Raw genomic sequence first — 18192 nt, 5'->3', positions numbered from 1 at the left:
CTACGCGCCCCAGCCGAACGGCAGGCGCTTGGCGACCATCATGTAGAAGATCGCCAGGAACGAGAACAGCGCCGGCACGCCCAGCGCGGTCCAGGCGCCGAGCAGCCGCGCGTACTGCGCCGGCAGCTCCGCCCTGCCCTGCGCCACCGCTGCGACGGCCACGTCACGCAGGCGCATCTGCAGCCACACCACCGGCAGCCAGCAGGCCGCGGCGAACACGAACAGCACGATCGACCAGTACAGCCACGGCGTGGACAGCGGCAGGTACAGCCGCTGCGCCAGGTAGAAGCCGGTGACCGGCTGGATCACCACGGTGGTGGCGGTGAAGATCCAGTCGGCGACGACCACGTAGCGCGCGACCACCGCGACCGTGCGTGCGTCGCGGGTGAGGCTGATGAAGAACAGGTAGAACGCCGTGCCGACGCCGGTTCCGAACAGGAAGGTCGAGGACAGCACGTGCAGGAACTTAACGGTCACCAGGTCCATCTGTCCGGTCCAGCAGCAGGAGGGCGACGATCATCGCCATGATCGGGACGTTCTTGAGCAGTGGCGCGAACGGGTGCAGCCAGAATTCCGGCAGACCAATGCTGATCAGCACGCTGTAGGCGGTGATCAGCAGCAGCTGCGCCTGGTAGAGCCGTCGCCGCCGCGGCAGCAGCAGGGTCGCCACGCCGAAGACCGCATCGAGCAGCGCACCGCTCCACAGCGCCAGCGTGGCCCAGGCGCCGTGCAGGTCCAGTCGTGCCAGCAGCGCCAGGCTGCCTTCGCGCGGATAGCCCCATAGCGACACCCAGGCCGTGCCCAGCCACAGCGCGGCCAGGCCGGCGCGCATCCACCCCACGGCCCGCTGCACGCGCAGTGGACCGCGCAATGCCCCGGCGGCAGCCGTGTCGATGAACTGCCGGGGGTCGCGCGGCGGGCGGCCGAGCAGGCCGGTGATGGCGGCCGCGTCGCCGGTGTTGCCCGCGGCCAGCATCCGCAGCGAATCCCGGCTGGCCAGGCCCCCACCGAGGCGCTCCGCCAGCGGCATCAGCGGCATGAGCAGGCGCATCGGCACGCCGACGAAGCGCGGCGTGCGGCCGAGCGCCCGCGCAAACCCGGCCAGGTATTCGCGTAGCGGCAGCGCGCGCGGGCCCACCGCGTCCAGGCGCATCGAAGCCGGCGCGGAAGTGGCCGCGCGCAGCATCCCCTCGACCAGGTCGTCGAGATGGATCGGTTGCACCAACTGCCGGCCGCCGCCGGGCAAGGGCGCCAGCGGCGCGGTCGCCAGGCGGGCGAAGAAGCGCGTGCTGCCACCGTCCGGCGAGAACACCAGCGACGGCCGCACGACGACGACCGTCATGGCCGGCAGCGCCAGCAGGTAGTCCTCGGCGGCGCCCTTTGAGGCGAAATAGCCGAGGTCCGAGGCGGCGTCGGCGCCCAGCGCGGACACGTGGACCAAGCGCGGCACCCCCGCCTCGACCGCGGCCTCGGCCAGCGCGCGCACGCCGTTCACATGCACCGCATCGAAGTCCTGCTTTCCTTGCGGCTGGAAGATGCCCGCGGCATTGACCACCAGGTCGAAGCCGCGCAGCTGTTCCACCAGTCCCCGGTGCGGCGGCATGGCGGCGAAATCCAGCCGCAGGCCGCCCGCCCCTTCCCGCCGTCCCGCGAGGACCACCTCATGCCCCGCCTGGACCAGCCGCCGCGCGAACGCGCCCCCGATCATCCCGTGGCCACCCACCACCAGCACCCGCCAGCGCGCCTGCGCAACGTGCTGCTGCGCGCCCTCGGCTCCGGCTCGCTCGCCAGCGTGCTCTCGAGCATCGCGGTCTCGGCCTGGAGCCGCGGCGTCGCCGGCACGGTCCCGGCCGGCACCAATGCCACCAGCCAGTGGGCCTGGGGCCGGCCCGCCCGGCATGCCGATGGATGGTCTCTGCGACATACGCTCCTAGGCTACGCGATCCATCACGCCAGTTCGGTGTTCTGGGCGACCGGTTACGAGGCCTGGTGCGCGCGCTCGCCGCGCCGCCCGCTGGGCAAGGCCGCCACGGTCGCGGTGCTGGCCTACGTGGTCGACTACCACGTGGTGCCGCGCCGGCTCAGCCCGGGCTTCGAGAACCGCGTGTCCGCGCCCGGGATGGTATGCGTGTACGGCAGCTTCGCCCTCGGGCTGGCGCTGGTGCGCCTGGTGGGTGGCGCGCGCCACCGCTCAGGCGCTCCGCGCGCGCCAGGCCGCGCGGTACTCGGCCAGCCACGGCAGCACGCACAGCAGCAGCGCCGGGGCTAGCGCCGCCAGCCACCACGCGGCCGGCGCCGGCTGCCAGGCCAGACCGCCGCGCCATGCGGCGGCCCCGTCATGCACCAGGATCATGCCCAGCGCGATCCACGGCGCCATGTCGAGCACGCTGTGCAAGTGCTGTTCGAACGGTTTGATGGGCCGGCGCCCGTAGGCCACGCGCGTGTCCGCGTAGCCGGCCACCGCATGCGCCACCACCAGCGCCAGCAGCAGCACGCTGCGCCCCAGGCCCGGCGCCAGCGCCAGCCAGGCCAGCACCGCCGCGCCCAGAGTCAGCAGTTGCACGCCGTGCAGCGACGATTCGGCCACGCCCGAGGTATGCGGCAGGTCGGTGCGGCGATGGCTGGCGAAATCCAGGCAGCCGGCGCCCAGCCACAGCAGGTAGCCGGCGTAGGTCCATGCCCAGCCGCCTGCGGCCGTGGTGCTCATCCATCGCGTTCCAGATCGAAGGGCGCCAGTGGCTCGCTGGTGGGGCCGTTGAGGATGGCGCCGCTGCACGCCTCGAAGCGGGAGCCGTGGCAGGGGCAATCCCAGGACTTCTCCTCGCTGCTCCAGCGCACCACGCAGCCCATGTGCGGGCAGCGCGCGTTGTGCGCGTGCAGCGAGCCGTCGCCGGCGCGGTACACCGCCACCCGGTGCACGCCCCGGCGCAGCACCGCGCCGGTACCGGCGGCGATGTCGTCCACGTCGGCGACCTGCGAAGGCTTGACCCAGTCGCGGAACTGCAGGGCGACGTTGGCGTTCTCGCGCAGCCATTCGCCACCGGCGCGGACCGGCTTGCGGCCCGGGTCGTAGAGCTCGCGCCAGGGATTGTCGCGGCCCTGCACCAGGTCGGCGACCAGCAGGCCACCGAGCGTGCCGTGGGTCAGGCCGTTGCCGGAATCGCCGGTGATCAGCCAGACGTTGTCGTTGCGCGGATCGGCGCCGATGAAAGCCAGGCCGTCGACCGGCTCGAGCACCTGCCCGGACCAGGCGGCGTGGAAGCCTTCCACTTCCGGGAAACGCTCGCGCGTCCAGGCCTGCAGGCGCACGTAGGCCTCGGGATCGTCGTCCTGGCCGGTCTTGTGGTCCTCGCCGCCGACCAGCAGTTCCTGCACCGCCGGATCGGAGGTGTCGCGCAGGCGCACGTAGTGGTAGGGATCGGCGTCGTCCCAGTACAGCGCGTCGGGGATCGCGCCGGCCGGCACCCTTCCGGCCACCACGTAGGTCCGGTAGGGCGCCTGCTTGATCCAGGTGGCGTCGGTCTGGTGGAACGGCACGTTGCTGGCGCTCACCGCGGCGGCGGCGTGCAGGCGCGAGCCGTCGCGCAGTTCCAGTTCGACCTCCGCGCCGCCGGTTACCGCGGTGACCTCGCCGCGCATGAAACGCCCGCCGGCGTCGCGCACTTCGCGGGCCAGCGCCAGCAGGTAGGCGCCGATGTCCACCCGCGCCTGGTGGTCGAAGCGCAGCACCGGGCCGAGCACGGCCGGGGTTTCCACGCCGGCCTCGAGCCAGTGGACCGACAGGCCGGCCTCCCGCGCCGCGTCCAGTTCGCGCTCCAGTTCGCGGGTATCGGCCGCATCGTGCGGGAACAGGTAGCCGGGGATGCGTCGGAAGCCGCAATCCTCCGCGCTCGCGGACACTTCCTCGATCCAGTCGATCGCCGCGGCATGGCTGGCCGCGGCCAGGCGCGCGCCGTCCTTGCCGTGGTGGCGGGCCAGCAGGTGGAAACGGTCGTCCAGCGCAGAGGCCAGGTGGGCCGAGGTGCGCATGGTCTCGCCGGCGCCGATGCCGGACTTGTCCACCACCAGCACGCGGCGCCCTTCGCGCAGCAGTGCGGCGGCGGTGGTCAGGCCGGCGATGCCGGCGCCCACCACGACCACGTCCAGCGGACCTTCGCCGGCATCATTGGCGAACCAGCCGGCGGTGGCGTCTTCCACCGGGCCCCAGACGGGAATGGTGCGTGCAGTGCTCATCGTTCCTCCGGAAGCGGGTCACGTTCGCCGCCGCAACGGCGCGCGGCGCGGGTACGCGGCCGAAGCTGCCCCCGTTGCCGTCGTGCCGCCGTGAACCGGGCGGGCTCAGCGCCTGCCTGGCGGCGCCACTTCCACCCAGGTCGGCGCGTGGTCGCTGGCGCGCGGCTGCAGGCGCACCCAGCGATCCACGCCCGCGCTTTTCAGGCCCTTCGCCAGCCGCGGATCGAGCAGGATGTGGTCGATGCGCAGGCCACGATCGCGTTCGGCGTGCTGGCGGAAGTAGTCCCAGAAGGTGTAGATCCGCGCATCGCCGGCGACCTTGCGCAGCGCATCGGTCCAGCCCTGGGCGAGCAGCTTCGCGTACAGCTCGCGCGGCTCCGGCTGGATCAGCGCGTCCCTGCGCCACGCCGCCGGACCGTAGACGTCCTCGTCGGTGGGGATGACGTTGAAGTCGCCCATGATCGCGACCGGCTCTTCGCCCTTGAGCAGGCTCTTCGCGTGCCGGTTGAGGCGCCGCATCCAGGCGAGTTTGTAGTCGAACCGCGGCCCGGGCTGCGGGTTGCCGTTGGGCAGGTAGATGCCGGCCACGCGGATGCCATGGACGATGGCTTCCAGGTAGCGGCTGTGCGTGTCCTTCGGATCGCCCGGCAATACCTCCCGCTGCACTTCCGGCACCACGCCGCGGCCCAGCAGCGCCACGCCGTTCCAGGAACGCTGTCCCAGCCAGGCCGAGCCGTAACCGGCTTCGGCCAGCGCCGCTGCGGGAAAAGCCTCGTCGGTGGCCTTCAGTTCCTGCAGCGCCACCACGTCGGGCTGCTCGCGCGCCAGCCAGCCGAGCAGGTGCGGCAGGCGCGCGCCGATGCCATTGACGTTGAACGTCGCCAGGCGGAGTTTCCTGCTGCGGGCCATCGGTTCTCGCCATGCGGACTGCCACCGACGCTAGGCCAACGGCGATCCAGCGCGGGTGAAGCCATCGCAGCTGAAGCGGTCAGGACGCAGCGCAATGCAAGGTCGATTCTGGATGCACCTTTCACGAGCCGAATGCAATCCTTGGCTCCCGAAACCACCTCGCAACCGGAATGGACGCAGGGCCACGCGCGATACTAGGGATCCGGCTCGCCGACGCTTACAGGCTGGAACAGCACGGACTTCGCGTCCTGGAATCGCTGGTCGACAACCCGCAGCTGCCACCGGACGTGCGCGACCGCGCGGACATGCATCGCGTGGAAACCGCCGTGCAGCTGGCCTGGATCGGCCGGGCGCTGGAGGCATTGCGGCCCGGCTGGAGCGAGCGCTACGCCACGCAGTCGGGCGAAGCGGTGCGCCCGCAGCTGCTGCCGGACTGGGTGCAGCTGGAGCGCCGCGAGATCCACGCCTACCTGGCGCTGATGCCCTACATCCGCTTCGCCGGGATGGACGGACTGGGCGCGGACTGCAGCGCGGCGCTGGACCTGCAGCGCTCGGTGCTGCACTGGCTGGAGGCGCTGCAGGATCCGTCGCCGGTCGAGTCGACGCAGGCCTGGCCAAGCGCCTAGCCCGCGATACCCTTCAACCGGGGAACAGCCCCGCGACCTGCGTCGAAGGCGTCGTGCTGGCGCCCTGCGAGGCCCGCAGCAGGGCCAGCGCACGCTGCCTCCGCGGAACCGTCTGCGCCGCCACGCAGTCCGCCGGCACCCAGACCTCGTACTCGCGCATGTTCGCGTCCTGCGCCGTCGCCAGCACGCAGGAGTCGGCGGCGATCCCGGTCACCACGACCCGGCGCACGCCGAGTTTCGCCAGCAGCACGGGCAGCGCCGTGGCCAGGAAGGCCGAATGCTTGGGCTTGAGGATGTAATAGTGCTCCGGTCCGGGCTGCAGCAGCCCGGCGATCCGCGCCGGCGTACCGCCCGCGTCCACGCACTGCGCGACGAGGTCGCGGAATTCGCCCAGCCAGTGGGTGAAGTTGTCGTTGACGTAGACCACCGGCGCCCTGGCTTCGTCGAACCGCGCGCGCAGCGCGGCCAGCGCCGGCGCGATCCGCCAGGCGTTGCGCGCCAGCGGCGCCCCGCCCGGGAAGTCGAAGCGGTTGATCATGTCCACGATCAGCAGCGCGGTGCCGTCCGGCCTGGCCATCGAACCCCCTGCGGAAAAGGCGCAGGTTTGGGCATCGCCCGTCAGCGCCGGGTGAACCTTCACTCCGTCTTGCATCGCCCGGGCATACACAGGCGCCACGCCAAGCGGACAGGGCCGTGACCAGGAAGAACCGACCAGGCCGAAGCGGACCGCCGTCCGCCGGCACGCATGCGACGGGCACCCCTCCTGCCGGGGCGCGAAGTGGCGCCACGCGCGGTGAAGTCCAGCGCCCCTACTTCGGCTCCCTGTTCGACTGCGAAGGCCCGCCGCGCCCGGTGGACGTCGCCGAGCTGGGCGGACTGGAACTGGACGAGGACCGGCTGCTCTGGGTCGACCTGGAACGTCCCGACGACGAACTGGTGGACGCCGTCTGGAAAGCCTGCGGCCTCCCCGAGGCCGCGCGCGCGTTCGCGCTGGGCGGCGGCACCACCCCGGAGGTGGTGCAGAGCGGCGAGTTCTTCTGGGTGCGCTGCGTGGCGGTGGACGAGGACAGCCGTCGCGCGGAGATGGCCGGGTGCGTGCTAACCTGCGTGGCCGGGCCCAACCGGGTGGTGTCGCTGCACCCGGCGCCGATCCGTTTCATCACCGAGCTGCGCCGCGCCGAGAACGGCGAGGCGGCGGTGGGCGGGCTGTGCTCGGAAAGCTTCGTGGCCACCCTGCTGGACCGCCAGCTCGGCACCTATTTCGACGCGGTCAGCGACTACGAGGGCGCGATCGAACGGCTGGAGGTCGCCGTCCTCGGCCCGCGGCCGCGGGAGAGCCTGCCGGAGATGCAGCAGCTGCGCCGCTGGGCCTCGCGCATGCGGCGCATGCTCGCCCCGCACCGCGGCGTGTTCGGGGTGATGTCGCGCCCGGATTTCCGGCCCACCGGATCGCGCTCGGCCGAGCGCCACTTCGTCGCCCTGGACACGCGCTTCGAGCGGGCCATGGACATGGTCGAGAACGCCCGCGAACTGGTGCTGGGCAGCTTCGAACTGTTTTCCAGCCAGACCGCGCTGCGCACCAACGAAACCATGCGGGTGCTGACCTTCGTCACCTTCATCACCGGCCTGCTGGCGACGCTGGTCGGTGCGCTGGGCATGAACTTCGAGGCGGGATTCTTCGCCTCGGGCGATGCGGGCTTCTGGTGGGTCGTGGTGGGACTGGGGGTGGTCAGCGCCGTGGCGCTGGCCCTCGGGCGCTGGCGGCGATGGTTCTGAAGGCCAGACTGGTCGTGCGCCCCGTCACGCCACGGCAATTGCGGCCCCGGAGCGCCCCCTCTTCGTGCACTATGCGGAACGCGGATCCGGTAGACCGCGGGACGGCATGCAGGAAGCCTGCCTGGCGGCACCGACGTGGGACCAGGGGACGGATGGACTTCCAAGGCGCTGGCGCCTTGCTTCATGTGCTGCAGACAGCCCGTCCGCCAAGGTCGCCGCGAGAACAGATCAATGCCCGAGCGCGAAGTCCCGTTCCACCTGAATGCCGAGGCGTTGCTGTTGCGCAGCCTGACGGATTACGCCATCTACATGATGGATCCCGACGGCTATGTCCTCAGCTGGAACGCCGGCGGAGAGCGGATCAAGGGTTACAGCGACGACGAAGTGATCGGCCAGCACTTCTCCCGGTTCTACCTGCCCGAAGATGCCGCGCGCGGCGAACCGCAGCGCGGACTGGAGACGGCGCGCCGGGAAGGACGCTTCGAGACCGAGGGCTGGCGCGTGCGCAAGGACGGCTCGCGGTTCCGCGCCAACATCGTGATCGATCCGATCGTGCAGGACGGCCGCCTCGTCGGCTTCGCCAAGGTCACCAAGGACATCACCGAACGCTACGAGGCCCAGCAGAGGCTCAAGCAGGCCGAGCGCAACCTCGCCCAGGCGCAGAAGATCAATGCGATCGGCCAGCTGACCCTGGGCGTGGCCCACGACTTCAACAACGTGCTGGCGGTGGTGATGACCAGCCTCGACCTGCTGGGCGAGCGGCGCGACGAATCCCAGCGGCAACGCCTGATCGATGCGGCGCAGAAGGCGGCCACCCGCGGCAGCATGCTTTCCCAGCAGCTGCTGGCCTTCGCCCGCGGCCAGCGGCTGGAGCCGGAGCCGCATGACATCCGCGAGCTCATCCTGCATTCGGCCGACGTCTACCGCCGCGCCGCCGGGCCCAGCACGGCCTGCGGGTTCGAGCTGGGCGACGAATCGCCGACGGTGCAGATCGACGCGACCCAGTTCGAGGCGGCGCTGATGAACCTGGTGGCCAATGCCCGCGACGCGATGCGCTGCCCTGGCCACATCACGATCTCCACCCGCGTACTGGTGCCTGACGCGGCCGTGCATCCGGACGTGCGGCCCGGCACGCGCTACCTGTACATCACCGTGGCCGACGACGGCCCGGGCATGGACGAGGACACCCGGCTGCGCGCCATGGAACCGTTCTTCACTACCAAGGAGGTGGGCCGGGGCAGCGGCCTGGGGCTGAGCCAGGTGTTCGGCTTCGCCAGCCAGTCCGGCGGCTTCGCCTTCATCGAGAGCGCGCCGGGATCCGGGAACTGCGTGACCATCGCCCTCCCGGTCGAACCTGCAGTGGAGCAATAGGGTGAACAGGCTTCTTTACGTGGAAGACGACGAACTGCTGCGCGAGGTGACCACGTTGGCGCTGGAATCCGCCGGTTACGACGTCGTGCAGGCCGGCAACGGCGTGCAGGCCTGCGCGCTGCTGGAAGGCGAGGGCTTCGACTTCGTGGTCAGCGACATCAGCATGCCCGGCGGCGTGACCGGGCTGGAGGTGGCCGTCGCCGCGCAGCAGGCGCAGCCGGGATGCCGGACGATCCTGGTCTCCGGTTACGCGCGCAGCCAGCTGCCGGAGCTGCCGGCGAGCGCGCACCTGCTCGCCAAACCGTACATGGTCCGCGATCTCGTCGCCGCGCTCGACGCGCCGTCGGCCGGCAGCGCACCGGCGGCTTGAACATCATCTTCATCGGGGTTGGACGCGCGCGGAACGGCGGCGTCGATAGCGTGGACGGGTCCCGACCTGGGCGACCCGACCACGACAAGGAACACCCCACATGAGCGTCAAGACCATCGAGGAACTGTTCGTCCACGAGCTCTCCGACATCTACAGCGCGGAGAAGCAGCTGACCAAGGCCCTGCCCCGCCTCGCCCGCGCGGCCGACCATCCGGCCCTGGCCGAGGGCTTCACCAACCACCTGGCCGAGACCCAGGGCCAGATCGAGCGCATCGACCAGATCGTCGAGATCCTCGGCATCCGCCTGAAGCGGATCAAGTGCGCCGCCATGGAAGGCCTGATCGAGGAAGGCAAGGAAGTGATCGATTCGATCGAGGCCGGCCCGCTGCGCGATGCCGCGCTGATCGGCGGGGCGCAGAAGGTCGAGCACTACGAGATCGCCGCCTACGGCACCTTGGCCGCGCTCGCCAAGCAGCTCGGCTACGACCAGGCCCTGCCCCTGCTCCTGGAGACGCTCGAGGAGGAGAAGGCCACCGACATCAAGCTGACCAAGCTGGCCGAACAGGGCGGCAACCAGCGCGCGGCCCGCGAAGCCAAGGCCGCCTGATGCACGCGGGAACAGGAGGACGCCCGCCGGCTCCGTGGAGGGGGCCGGCGGGCGGGCGCATGTCCATCAGGGGGTCGGCGGCGGCGGTCCCGATCCGGACGGAGTCACGGATCCAGCGATTCACGCTCTCCCGGCGGGGCCGGGGTCGTGTCCGGCTCGGGCTTGCCCCGCCTCGCGCCCGGCTGCGTTTCGGGGTCGTTGCGTTCCTCGGCGTCGCGCTTGCCGGTCTGGGCTCCCGGGGGCACTGCGGGATCGTGCGTGGGTTTCGGTCCGGTCATGGCGTCGTCCTCCGTGGTCGCGATGGAGCCAAGGTGGACTGGTGGCTATGAAACCGTCGTGATCCGGGCGCGGAGGATCTGTCACGGGCCGCCGCCAGGTTGCAGGCGCGCATAGCGCAGGGATCGCGGGCGGCCCCCAGGTCGAAGGGGAAGGCCGGCCCACGCGCCGACGCGACATGCTCCCGAGCCGATCGGCAGGTGCCGTGGCTTCGGGTATCTATCGGGGAATCGGGATCCACTCCGTGGGAGTGGTGGGCGGTACAGGGTTCGAACCTGTGACCCCTACCATGTCAAGGTAGTGCTCTACCGCTGAGCTAACCGCCCGTTGGAACTCGCGCTGCGCGGATTGCCCGCTGCAGGGGCGCGCATTCTACCGTGATGACGGGCCGGACTACAACCATCCGGGCAGGTGTCCCGCCGCGGCTGCCGCATAGCGGCCGATTTCCGGCCCGCGATGCGCTGCAGCCTCCACCTCGCTGCCGGCGCGCAGCCCCACCGGAACTGCGGGCCGGACCTCCCGCCCCCCCTTCGGGACAGCGGATCCGGCAGGGTGGTCCGGCTGGCCCGGGTCCGTCCGCGTGTCGGGACCGGTGCCTCAACCGGCCAGGCTGGCTTCCTTCAGTTTGCGGATCTGGTCGCGGACCCGCGCCGCCTCCTCGAACTCCAGGTCGCGGGCATGCTGGTACATGCGCTGCTCCAGCTCCTGGATTTTCCGCGCCGCCTGGGCCGGATCCATGACCGCGTAGTCGGCGGGCGCCTCGGCGACCTGGCGGGCCTTGCCGCGCTGGGACTTGCCGCGGCCGCCCTCGCCCGGCTCGGCGCGGGCGCCTTCCATCACGTCGACGATCGGCCGCACCACCTGGCGCGGGGTGATGCCGTGCTCGGCGTTGTACTGCTCCTGTTTCTCGCGGCGGCGGTTGGTCTCGTCGATCGCGAGCTTCATCGAGCGGGTGATGCTGTCGGCGTAGAGGATCGCGGTGCCGCGCAGGTTGCGCGCGGCGCGGCCGATGGTCTGGATCAGCGAACCGGCCGAACGCAGGAAGCCTTCCTTGTCCGCGTCGAGGATCGCCACCAGCGAGACCTCGGGCATGTCCAGGCCCTCGCGCAGCAGGTTGATGCCGACCAGCACGTCGAACTTGCCCAGGCGCAGGTCGCGGATGATCTCCACGCGTTCCACCGTCTCCACGTCCGAATGCAGGTAGCGGACCTTGATCCCGTGTTCGGCCAGGTAGTCGGTGAGGTTCTCGGCCATGCGCTTGGTCAGGGTCGTGACCAGCACGCGGTCGCCCATTGCCACCCGCTTGTTGATCTCCGACATCAGGTCGTCGACCTGGGTCGCGACCGGGCGGATCTCGACCTTCGGGTCGACCAGGCCGGTCGGGCGCACCACCAGCTCGACCACCTGGTCGGTCGCTTCGCGCAGCTCGTACGGCCCGGGCGTGGCCGAGACGTAGATCGAGCGCGGCGCGCGCGCCTCCCATTCCTCGAACTTCAGCGGCCGGTTGTCGAGCGCCGACGGCAGGCGGAAGCCGAACTCCACCAGCGTCTCCTTGCGCGAGCGGTCACCCTTGTACATGGCGCCGATCTGCGGGATGGTCACGTGCGACTCGTCGACCACCAGCAGCGCGTCGGCCGGCAGGTAGTCGAACAGGGTCGGCGGCGGCTCGCCCGGCGCCTTGCCGGTGAGGTGGCGGGAGTAGTTCTCGATGCCCGAGCAGTAGCCGACCTCGGCCATCATCTCCAGGTCGAACTGGGTGCGCTGGGCCAGGCGCTGCGCCTCGACCAGCTTGTTCTGCGCGTACAGCTGCTCCAGCCGCTCCTTCAGCTCGATCTTGATCGTCTCGATCGCGGTGAGCACGCGCTCGCGGGTGGTCGCGTAGTGGGTCTTCGGGTAGATCGTGTAGCGCGGGATCCGGCGCAGGACCTCGCCGGTGAGCGGGTCGAAGATGGAGATGTTCTCGACCTCGCCGTCGAACAGCTCGATGCGCACCGCCTCGTTGTCGCTTTCGGCCGGGTGCACGTCGACGACCTCGCCGCGCACGCGGAAGGTGCCGCGCTGCAGCTCGTACTCGTTGCGGGTGTACTGCAACTGGGTCAGGTGGCGCAGCAGCTCGCGCTGGTCGATGCGTTCGCCGCGCGACAGGATCAGCCGCAGCGAAAGGTAATCCTCCGGCGCACCCAGGCCGTAGATCGCCGAGACGGTGCCCACCACCAGCACATCGCGCCGCGACAGCAGCGCCTTGGTCGCGGCCAGGCGCATCTGCTCGATGTGGTCGTTGATCGAGCTGTCCTTCTCGATGAAGGTGTCGGTCGACGGGACGTAGGCCTCTGGCTGGTAGTAGTCGTAGTAGCTGACGAAGTACTCGACCGCGTTGTTCGGGAAGAACGCCTTGAACTCGCCGTACAGCTGCGCGGCCAGGGTCTTGTTGTGCGCCATCACCAGCGTCGGCTTCTGCACCTGCTGGACCACGTTGGCGATGGTGTAGGTCTTGCCGGAGCCGGTCACGCCCAGCAGGACCTGCTTGGCCAGGCCGGCCTCGAAGCCGGCGACCAGCTTCTCGATCGCCTGCGGCTGGTCGCCCGCGGGGGCGTACGGGGACACCAGCTCGAACCGCTCGCTCATGGGCGACACCGTGGATGGGGACTGTCCAGTATAGACAGCGGGGCTGTGCCGGCCGTGACCGGGGGTGTCGGCGGCCTCGACTGGCGACCACCGGGCGGGCGGCGATGCCCGCGACCAGGCCGGCGTTGCCGGCCGGGGCCAGCAGCGTCGCGCCGCACTGGCGCCAGGCGCCCGGCGACTGCCGACGGCAGCCGGCGACGGAGGCCGAGGGGGCGCCAGCACGGCTCGGTCTTCGCCGAACGGCCCGCCCTGGCGCTCCAGGTGCGTTCCCGACGGCCCTACTCGGCGCCCGCCCGGATGCGGCGAATTCCTACACCACGCATGCCGGGATGCCGATTCCGCCGGCCGGCCGCCGGCTCCATGCTGGAGTTCCCGAGCGAAAAGGATTTCGCCCATGCGCAAGGATGCGCCGGGATACAGCCTGGTCGAGACCGCCGCGGTGGCGGCCGTGGTCGCCATCACGTGCGGGCTCGCCCTGCCTTCCCTTCAGGAAGCACTGCGCCGCCAGCGCCTGGCTACCGCCATGCACCTGGTCACCGCCCAGCTGGCCCAGGCCCGCAGCACCGCCATCACCCGGCGGATGCCGGTGACTCTGTGCCCATCCCGGGGCGACGGCCGCTGCGCCGCCGGTACCGATTGGAGCGGGGACTGGCTCCTGTTTCTGGACCCGGCCCGGACCGGCCAACCCGCCTCGGAGGCCAACGTGCTGCGCAACATACGCCAGCCTTTCCACCCGGACGTGCGCGTGGTGTCCTCCACCGGACGGCACCGGGTGCGCTACCAGCCCGACGGCCGCAACAGTGGCACCAACCTCACCTTGAGAGTCTGCGTGGGCGGGCAGTTGCGCGGCGAAGTGGTGGTCAACAACGCCGGCCGCACCCGCAGCCAGCGCCTGGAGCGACCACAACCCTGCCCGGAGAGCTGAACCGCCCTTGGCCCACCGCGGCCTTGCCAAACTGAACGAACCGCTCCGCCGAGCACACAGCAGGCGACCAGCGGCTGGCATACAAAAAGCACTTAGGCCCGCCAAGGCGGGCCTAAGTGCTTCATGAATATGGCGCCCGAAGTTGGACTCGAACCAACGACCCCCTGATTAACAGTCAAGTGCTCTAACCGGCTGAGCTATTCGGGCGGGGGCGCAAATTGTATGCAGGCCGGCACCGGTAAGGCAAGCCTCACGTCATCACCAGCAATCGGACGCGGTCACCCCGGTGCCGCCGGCCGAACGCGTGCCCTTCTGATCCAGGCTCAGGGTGCCGCACCTGTCACTCGCTTGTCGCCCTTGCGGGGCCGCGGTCACCGTGTAGGCACTACCGTCCGCGTCCACCTCGATGAGGTAGTGGTCTTCCAGGTCTCCCATGCAGGACAGCGTGGGCAGGCTCGCACCGTCGTAGGTGAGCTTGGTGGTGTAGTAGCGCTCCATGAACTGCGCTGCCTCGGTCAGGCAGGCCGCACCGGCGACGCGGCGGCTCTTGATCACGTGGTTGGTGTAGCTGGGATAGGCGATCGCCGCCAGGATGGCGATGATGGCCACCACGATCATCAGTTCGATCAGGGTGAACCCGCGTGCCTGCTTGACCTTGGCCATTGGCTCAGTCTCCGTAGATCTCTCGCCACGAGGTGCGCCGCGGCTTGCCACCGCCTGTCGCGCCGGGCGCCGGCGCTTCTTCACAGCTACCGTCCGAACCGCAGACCAGGACTAGATCGTCGATCTGGCTGGACTCGGTAGGCATGCCCACCCCCAGGTCGACCGAACCGATCGGAAGGCTGTTGCCGTCGCCGCCGGTGATCACGTCATTGTCGCCCGAGCCGGAGCGGTCGAGGTCGAAGAACGAAGTCGAACCGTTGCCACCGGTAGCCTGCGGACTGGTACCGGTAAACAGGTCGATCACGTTCAGGTAACCGCTGCCACCCGCCTCACAGCCATCACCAACATCCGGGATGATACTGGACACGAACGCCGCGCGGCCATTGATGCGGGCGCCGCTGACCACCCGCTCACCCTCGCTGGGCCGGTCGAAATCCAGATACCAGCCCTTCTTGCCGTTCGGCAGTGCCGAGTAGGCCTCGAAGGCACGCACTTTCTGGCCCTGCGCGTTGGTACCAGTGGCCGCTATGGTGCGCTCTGCCAGATCGGTGGCCCGGCCGCCGATCGGTGCGTCACCATCGATGATGCCATACCAGCTCTGCATGGCAGTGGACGACAGGTCGCTGATGGTGATCAGCTTGCCAGTACCGAAGGTCAGCCAGATCCGCCCGGTACCCGGCTCCCTGGCCAGGGCCAGTCCACCGGTGATCGGCTGGCGGTTGCCCTGGTCGTCGGTGGCCACAAACAGCGGACCATTCACGTCCGGATCGATGCCCCAGCTGGACGGATTGCTGGAGGTGAAGTCGAACTTCCAGACATTGCCGTTCATGTCGCCGGCATAGACGTAGTCCACCTTGGCGTCGCCATCGAGGTCGGCGGCGCGCGGCGACGACAGGCCACCGCCCGAGGGGTCGGCCACAATCTTGCGCAGCAGCGTACCGTCGGCCACGTCATAGACGTAAAGCGCGGAACTGCCATTCGGGCTGTCGATGCCGTTGGGCACGATCGCCAGCACCTTGTCGTTGTTACCGCGGACGATCAGCGGCAGGCCAATCACGTAACCCATGTCGTCATCGGGACTGGCCGTGTGGTCCCACAGCACGTGATTGTTCGTGAACCGCTGGTTCGCAGAGCTGCTGCGGACGTCGCTTACGTCCAGGGCGAATGCCCCTCTGCCACCGCGCCCAAGGGTACCCACCAGGTAGTTCGTGCCCGACTTTACCCGATAACTGGACACGGTCACCGGACCGTCTACGAAGAACGCATGGCCATATGCCGGGTCACTAAGCGTAGCCAGCTTCGCGAAGTCGATGCCTGCCGGCACGTATGAGAACAGCACGTCGCCGGTGAGCGCATCGATGCCATGAAGCATGCCGTCATTGGCGCCGACATAGATCGTATTAGTGTCGCGAATGTAGAACGGCGAGGAGTTGATGATATCGCCCAGCGGCGTAGTGCGGTTACGCAGAGTGCCACCCCTGGACAGTTCCCCGGACTGGTCACCCTTGATATAGGCCGCATTGTTGGCCCCGGTCACCGACGCCGCGCCGGAAGAACGGGCCAGCAAGGTTTCCTGGGCCGAAGTAGGGAAGCTCGCCCCGCTATCGCTGGACGCATTCCAGGTCAGCACGGTCCGGCGGTGGAAGTCGTCGGAGGAAGTGCCGTTGGCATAGGTACTGGCAATATGCTCGCTTACCCGCCAGTCCGGCGTGCTGGAAATGCCACCGGCGGCGGTCACGCTGTAGGCGGTTAGTTCGCCGGTCCAGGTGCCGGTACGATACGTGGCCTGGAAGGCACGGGTATCAGACTGGAACGTGGTGCTGTTGGTGGCCACATTGGAGCCCGACGCCAGGCGCGCCTGGATCTGGCCCAGGACCGAGGTCAGCGAGTCGCGGAACTGGTCGGCGCTGGTGGCGGCGATGAACTCGCCATGGCCGTTGACCGCGGCATGCAGGAGGTCATCGATGCGCTCGGCGTTCTCGTCGTCGGTCGGGTCGGGCCAGTTCACGTCAGTACCGTTCCTTCGCGGGCGGCCGTCCTGCAGCACCTGCGCAACGGAACCCTGGTCCAGGGTGCCCTTCAGGCCGATCGAGATGCCGAAGGTGACCATGTGCTGCCAGAACGCCGGATTCTGCGTGCCGGTCGGGACGATGTTGTCCAGGTCGCTACGCAGATCGGTCTTCCAGTACTTCATGGCCACGTCGGCCAGCGTGTTCGAGTAGTTTGTGCCGCTGTTGGTATCGCGGTACGGGTGGACACGCGTATACCGGACCGCCGTGGTCTCATCCTTCGGGTTGTAGATGGATGCACCGCTGGTGCCGTCCTGGTCGCCGATGGAACGCGAGCCGATGCTGCCGTTCCAGTAACCGTCCGTGGTCAGGACGGCGAAGTTCTGCCGGCAGGCGAGCTGGGCCGCGCCGGCGGCCGGGCCGTAGGGGCCGCTGGAGCTGGAGTCGCTGAAGTACTCGCCGGCGTCGTAGAGGGCCGCGCGCAGGGGCGTGCCGTCGCGACCGCGGGCGCCGAACAGGCGCGAGAACCAGGTTTCGCGCGAGGTGCCTTCGAAGATGCCCTCGTTGCCGTCGTTGACGGGGATGTCGAAGGTATTGCGCTTCCAGATCGTCCGGAAGCCCACGCGGACGTTGTTGCCCAGGCGGGCGAAGGCGGCGCTGGCGCCCGACTTGGCCACCTTCATGCGGGTACGGTGGTAGGAGAACCAGGTGGCGTAGTTCTCCACCAGCTCGTCGACGCTCTGGCCGGCAACCTGGGTCACCAGGGTGCAGTTGCCCCAGTTCCAGCCGCTGCCGCTGCCGCAGCCAGCCCTCACCGTATAGGAATAGTCCACCGTCAGGTTGACGTTGTCGAAGTTGCTGCCCGACAGGCGCACGCGCCACACGCCGGCGGCCATATTGGTGGCGGAGCAGGTCTTGCCGGTGCCGTTGGTGTCCCGATCGCACACCGTGCTGCCGGACGGGTTGTACAGGCGCAGGCGAACGGAACCCGAGCCGCCGCTCGTCGTCGCGGTAAGCGAGGCGCCGGCCGGGAGATCGAAGTAGTGATTCAGGGCATTGGTGCCGCTGTTGTCGTCGATATTGGTGCGGGTATAGGTATCGGAAACCGTACCCAGGACGGCACCCTGACCACCGCCGTCCACCAGCTCGCTGCGGACGACATAGGGGTTGCCGTTGAAGTAGTGGATCTCGTAGCGGTAGTAGTTGGTGCTGTTCTGCAGGTAGGACGTATCGGTCCGGGTCGGATCCTTCGGCACATGGAAGATCTGCGGGCCGCCACAGACCGTCTCGTCTGAGCCGTTGCGGTCATAGTCCTCGCAGCTGCCGGGATCGGTCAGGTCGATCATGTCGCTTTCGCCGCCATGGCCGCTGCCGGCGAAGTTGAAGGAGCCGTACACCGCCGTCATGCTGGTGCCGCCGGTCATCGGCGAGCCACTGGACATGATCCACGGGTCGTAGTCGATGGCCGGATTGAAGTAGATCGTATTGCCGACGTAGGTCTGGCCTGTGATGTTGTGGCGGCCGCTGCTCGCGCAGCTGCTGCCCGAGCGCCGACAGATGGTCGTGACATCCGGATTGGGCATGTCCTCGAAGGCCATCGAACCCGAGTCGTCGAGGATGAACATGATGTTCGGCTCGACGTTGCCCGCGCCGGTCTGCAGCGGAAAATCAGGGAAGCTCTTCGCCGGGGGTGTCTGGTTCTGCGCCAAGCTGGCCGGCAACGCGAGCAGGCATGCGCCGAAGGCCAGCAGCGCCGCCATGACCTGCTGGCGGAAGGAACGGTCGTATTTCCGGTTCATGTC

General features: G+C 69.3%; 16 protein-coding genes and 2 tRNA genes. 7 read left to right on the top strand and 11 right to left on the bottom strand.

Annotation, left to right across the window (positions count from 1 at the left end; all coding sequences use genetic code 11):
* Positions 1 to 486 (bottom strand): DUF2269 family protein, encoded by a 486-nt coding sequence (locus M503_RS0107325; protein WP_028928178.1) that lies wholly within the window; start codon positions 484 to 486, stop codon positions 1 to 3.
* The gene (locus M503_RS0107320) at positions 467 to 1708 is read right to left on the bottom strand and encodes an SDR family oxidoreductase (RefSeq protein ID WP_037060815.1); all 1242 of its coding nucleotides are present in this window, start codon (positions 1706 to 1708) and stop codon (positions 467 to 469) included. Before M503_RS0107320 ends, M503_RS0107325 begins: the two co-directional genes overlap by 20 nt.
* On the opposite strand from M503_RS0107320, the gene M503_RS17335 reads away from it, so the two are divergent.
* Entirely contained in the window at positions 1664 to 2269 is a 606-nt protein-coding gene (locus M503_RS17335; protein ID WP_197017192.1) for a hypothetical protein, read from the top strand. The two genes, M503_RS0107320 and M503_RS17335, sit on opposite strands and share 45 nt — an antisense overlap.
* Here the strand turns inward: M503_RS17335 and M503_RS0107310 are convergent.
* The 3 genes from M503_RS0107310 to M503_RS0107300 form a co-directional block, all read right to left on the bottom strand.
* On the bottom strand, positions 2192 to 2707 hold the full coding sequence (locus tag M503_RS0107310) for a hypothetical protein (RefSeq protein ID WP_051414368.1): 516 nt from the start codon (positions 2705 to 2707) through the stop codon (positions 2192 to 2194). The genes M503_RS17335 and M503_RS0107310 overlap by 78 nt on opposite strands.
* Positions 2704 to 4233 (bottom strand): FAD-dependent oxidoreductase, encoded by a 1530-nt coding sequence (locus tag M503_RS0107305; RefSeq protein WP_028928176.1) that lies wholly within the window; start codon positions 4231 to 4233, stop codon positions 2704 to 2706. The genes M503_RS0107310 and M503_RS0107305 overlap by 4 nt, the downstream gene beginning before the upstream one ends.
* A gap of 105 nt (positions 4234 to 4338) precedes the next feature.
* Entirely contained in the window at positions 4339 to 5142 is an 804-nt protein-coding gene (locus tag M503_RS0107300; protein ID WP_028928175.1) for an exodeoxyribonuclease III, read from the bottom strand.
* Positions 5143 to 5312: 170 nt separating this feature from the next.
* Between M503_RS0107300 and M503_RS15905 the strand changes: the two genes are divergently transcribed.
* Entirely contained in the window at positions 5313 to 5768 is a 456-nt protein-coding gene (locus M503_RS15905) for a hypothetical protein (protein WP_024869828.1), read from the top strand.
* A gap of 13 nt (positions 5769 to 5781) precedes the next feature.
* On the opposite strand, the gene M503_RS0107290 is transcribed toward M503_RS15905, so the two are convergent.
* The gene (locus M503_RS0107290; protein ID WP_028928174.1) at positions 5782 to 6345 is read right to left on the bottom strand and encodes a cysteine hydrolase family protein; all 564 of its coding nucleotides are present in this window, start codon (positions 6343 to 6345) and stop codon (positions 5782 to 5784) included.
* A gap of 275 nt (positions 6346 to 6620) precedes the next feature.
* Between M503_RS0107290 and M503_RS0107285 the strand changes: the two genes are divergently transcribed.
* The 4 genes from M503_RS0107285 (at position 6621) to M503_RS0107270 (ending at position 9892) form a co-directional block, all read left to right on the top strand.
* Positions 6621 to 7544, top strand: a complete 924-nt coding sequence (locus M503_RS0107285) for a magnesium transporter CorA family protein (protein ID WP_028928173.1) — start codon at positions 6621 to 6623, stop codon at positions 7542 to 7544.
* Positions 7545 to 7775: 231 nt separating this feature from the next.
* Entirely contained in the window at positions 7776 to 8915 is a 1140-nt protein-coding gene (locus M503_RS0107280) for a PAS domain-containing sensor histidine kinase (RefSeq protein WP_028928172.1), read from the top strand.
* Position 8916: 1 nt separating this feature from the next.
* Complete coding sequence (locus tag M503_RS0107275) at positions 8917 to 9285, top strand: response regulator (protein ID WP_028928171.1); 369 nt, start codon at positions 8917 to 8919, stop codon at positions 9283 to 9285.
* 100 nt (positions 9286 to 9385) lie between these two features.
* A complete protein-coding gene (locus M503_RS0107270; protein ID WP_028928170.1) occupies positions 9386 to 9892 on the top strand; it encodes a ferritin-like domain-containing protein in 507 nt (168 codons plus the stop codon).
* Positions 9893 to 10419: 527 nt separating this feature from the next.
* On the opposite strand, the gene M503_RS0107265 is transcribed toward M503_RS0107270, so the two are convergent.
* Both M503_RS0107265 and uvrB read right to left on the bottom strand, forming a co-directional pair.
* Positions 10420 to 10494: transfer RNA gene (locus M503_RS0107265), tRNA-Val, on the bottom strand.
* Between the two features lie 271 nt (positions 10495 to 10765).
* Entirely contained in the window at positions 10766 to 12793 is a 2028-nt protein-coding gene (gene uvrB / locus M503_RS0107260) for an excinuclease ABC subunit UvrB (protein WP_024869834.1), read from the bottom strand.
* A 394-nt stretch (positions 12794 to 13187) separates the two neighbouring features.
* On the opposite strand from uvrB, the gene M503_RS0107255 reads away from it, so the two are divergent.
* A complete protein-coding gene (locus tag M503_RS0107255) occupies positions 13188 to 13718 on the top strand; it encodes a GspH/FimT family pseudopilin (protein WP_028928169.1) in 531 nt (176 codons plus the stop codon).
* A gap of 130 nt (positions 13719 to 13848) precedes the next feature.
* Here M503_RS0107255 and M503_RS0107250 read toward each other — a convergent pair.
* From M503_RS0107250 to M503_RS16815, 3 genes are all read right to left on the bottom strand, one after another.
* Positions 13849 to 13925 (bottom strand) — tRNA-Asn (locus M503_RS0107250).
* 51 nt (positions 13926 to 13976) lie between these two features.
* The gene (locus M503_RS0107245; RefSeq protein ID WP_028928168.1) at positions 13977 to 14381 is read right to left on the bottom strand and encodes a type IV pilin protein; all 405 of its coding nucleotides are present in this window, start codon (positions 14379 to 14381) and stop codon (positions 13977 to 13979) included.
* 4 nt (positions 14382 to 14385) lie between these two features.
* Positions 14386 to 18189, bottom strand: coding sequence for a PilC/PilY family type IV pilus protein (locus tag M503_RS16815; protein WP_155951990.1), 3804 nt, complete (start codon positions 18187 to 18189; stop codon positions 14386 to 14388).
* Positions 18190 to 18192 lie beyond the last annotated feature (3 nt).

Origin of the sequence: Pseudoxanthomonas suwonensis J47 (assembly GCF_000513955.1) — a bacterium.
Classification (GTDB): Bacteria; Pseudomonadota; Gammaproteobacteria; order Xanthomonadales; family Xanthomonadaceae; genus Pseudoxanthomonas; species Pseudoxanthomonas suwonensis_C.
The sequence above is the reverse complement of the archived record's forward strand: the minus strand, read 5'-3'. Positions and strand labels throughout refer to the sequence as shown.

Bases quoted from the DNA above. Each gene is read 5' to 3' on its own strand.
- M503_RS0107325 (WP_028928178.1), bottom strand. From the start codon at position 486: ATGGACCTGGTGACCGTTAAGTTCCTGCACGTGCTGTCCTCGACCTTC.
- M503_RS17335 (WP_197017192.1), top strand. From the start codon at position 1,664: ATGCCCCGCCTGGACCAGCCGCCGCGCGAACGCGCCCCCGATCATCCC.
- M503_RS0107320 (WP_037060815.1), bottom strand. From the start codon at position 1,708: ATGATCGGGGGCGCGTTCGCGCGGCGGCTGGTCCAGGCGGGGCATGAG.
- M503_RS0107310 (WP_051414368.1), bottom strand. From the start codon at position 2,707: ATGAGCACCACGGCCGCAGGCGGCTGGGCATGGACCTACGCCGGCTAC.
- M503_RS0107305 (WP_028928176.1), bottom strand. From the start codon at position 4,233: ATGAGCACTGCACGCACCATTCCCGTCTGGGGCCCGGTGGAAGACGCC.
- M503_RS0107300 (WP_028928175.1), bottom strand. From the start codon at position 5,142: ATGGCCCGCAGCAGGAAACTCCGCCTGGCGACGTTCAACGTCAATGGC.
- M503_RS15905 (WP_024869828.1), top strand. From the start codon at position 5,313: ATGGACGCAGGGCCACGCGCGATACTAGGGATCCGGCTCGCCGACGCT.
- M503_RS0107290 (WP_028928174.1), bottom strand. From the start codon at position 6,345: ATGGCCAGGCCGGACGGCACCGCGCTGCTGATCGTGGACATGATCAAC.
- M503_RS0107280 (WP_028928172.1), top strand. From the start codon at position 7,776: ATGCCCGAGCGCGAAGTCCCGTTCCACCTGAATGCCGAGGCGTTGCTG.
- M503_RS0107270 (WP_028928170.1), top strand. From the start codon at position 9,386: ATGAGCGTCAAGACCATCGAGGAACTGTTCGTCCACGAGCTCTCCGAC.
- uvrB (WP_024869834.1), bottom strand. From the start codon at position 12,793: ATGAGCGAGCGGTTCGAGCTGGTGTCCCCGTACGCCCCCGCGGGCGAC.
- M503_RS0107255 (WP_028928169.1), top strand. From the start codon at position 13,188: ATGCGCAAGGATGCGCCGGGATACAGCCTGGTCGAGACCGCCGCGGTG.
- M503_RS0107245 (WP_028928168.1), bottom strand. From the start codon at position 14,381: ATGGCCAAGGTCAAGCAGGCACGCGGGTTCACCCTGATCGAACTGATG.
- M503_RS16815 (WP_155951990.1), bottom strand. From the start codon at position 18,189: ATGAACCGGAAATACGACCGTTCCTTCCGCCAGCAGGTCATGGCGGCG.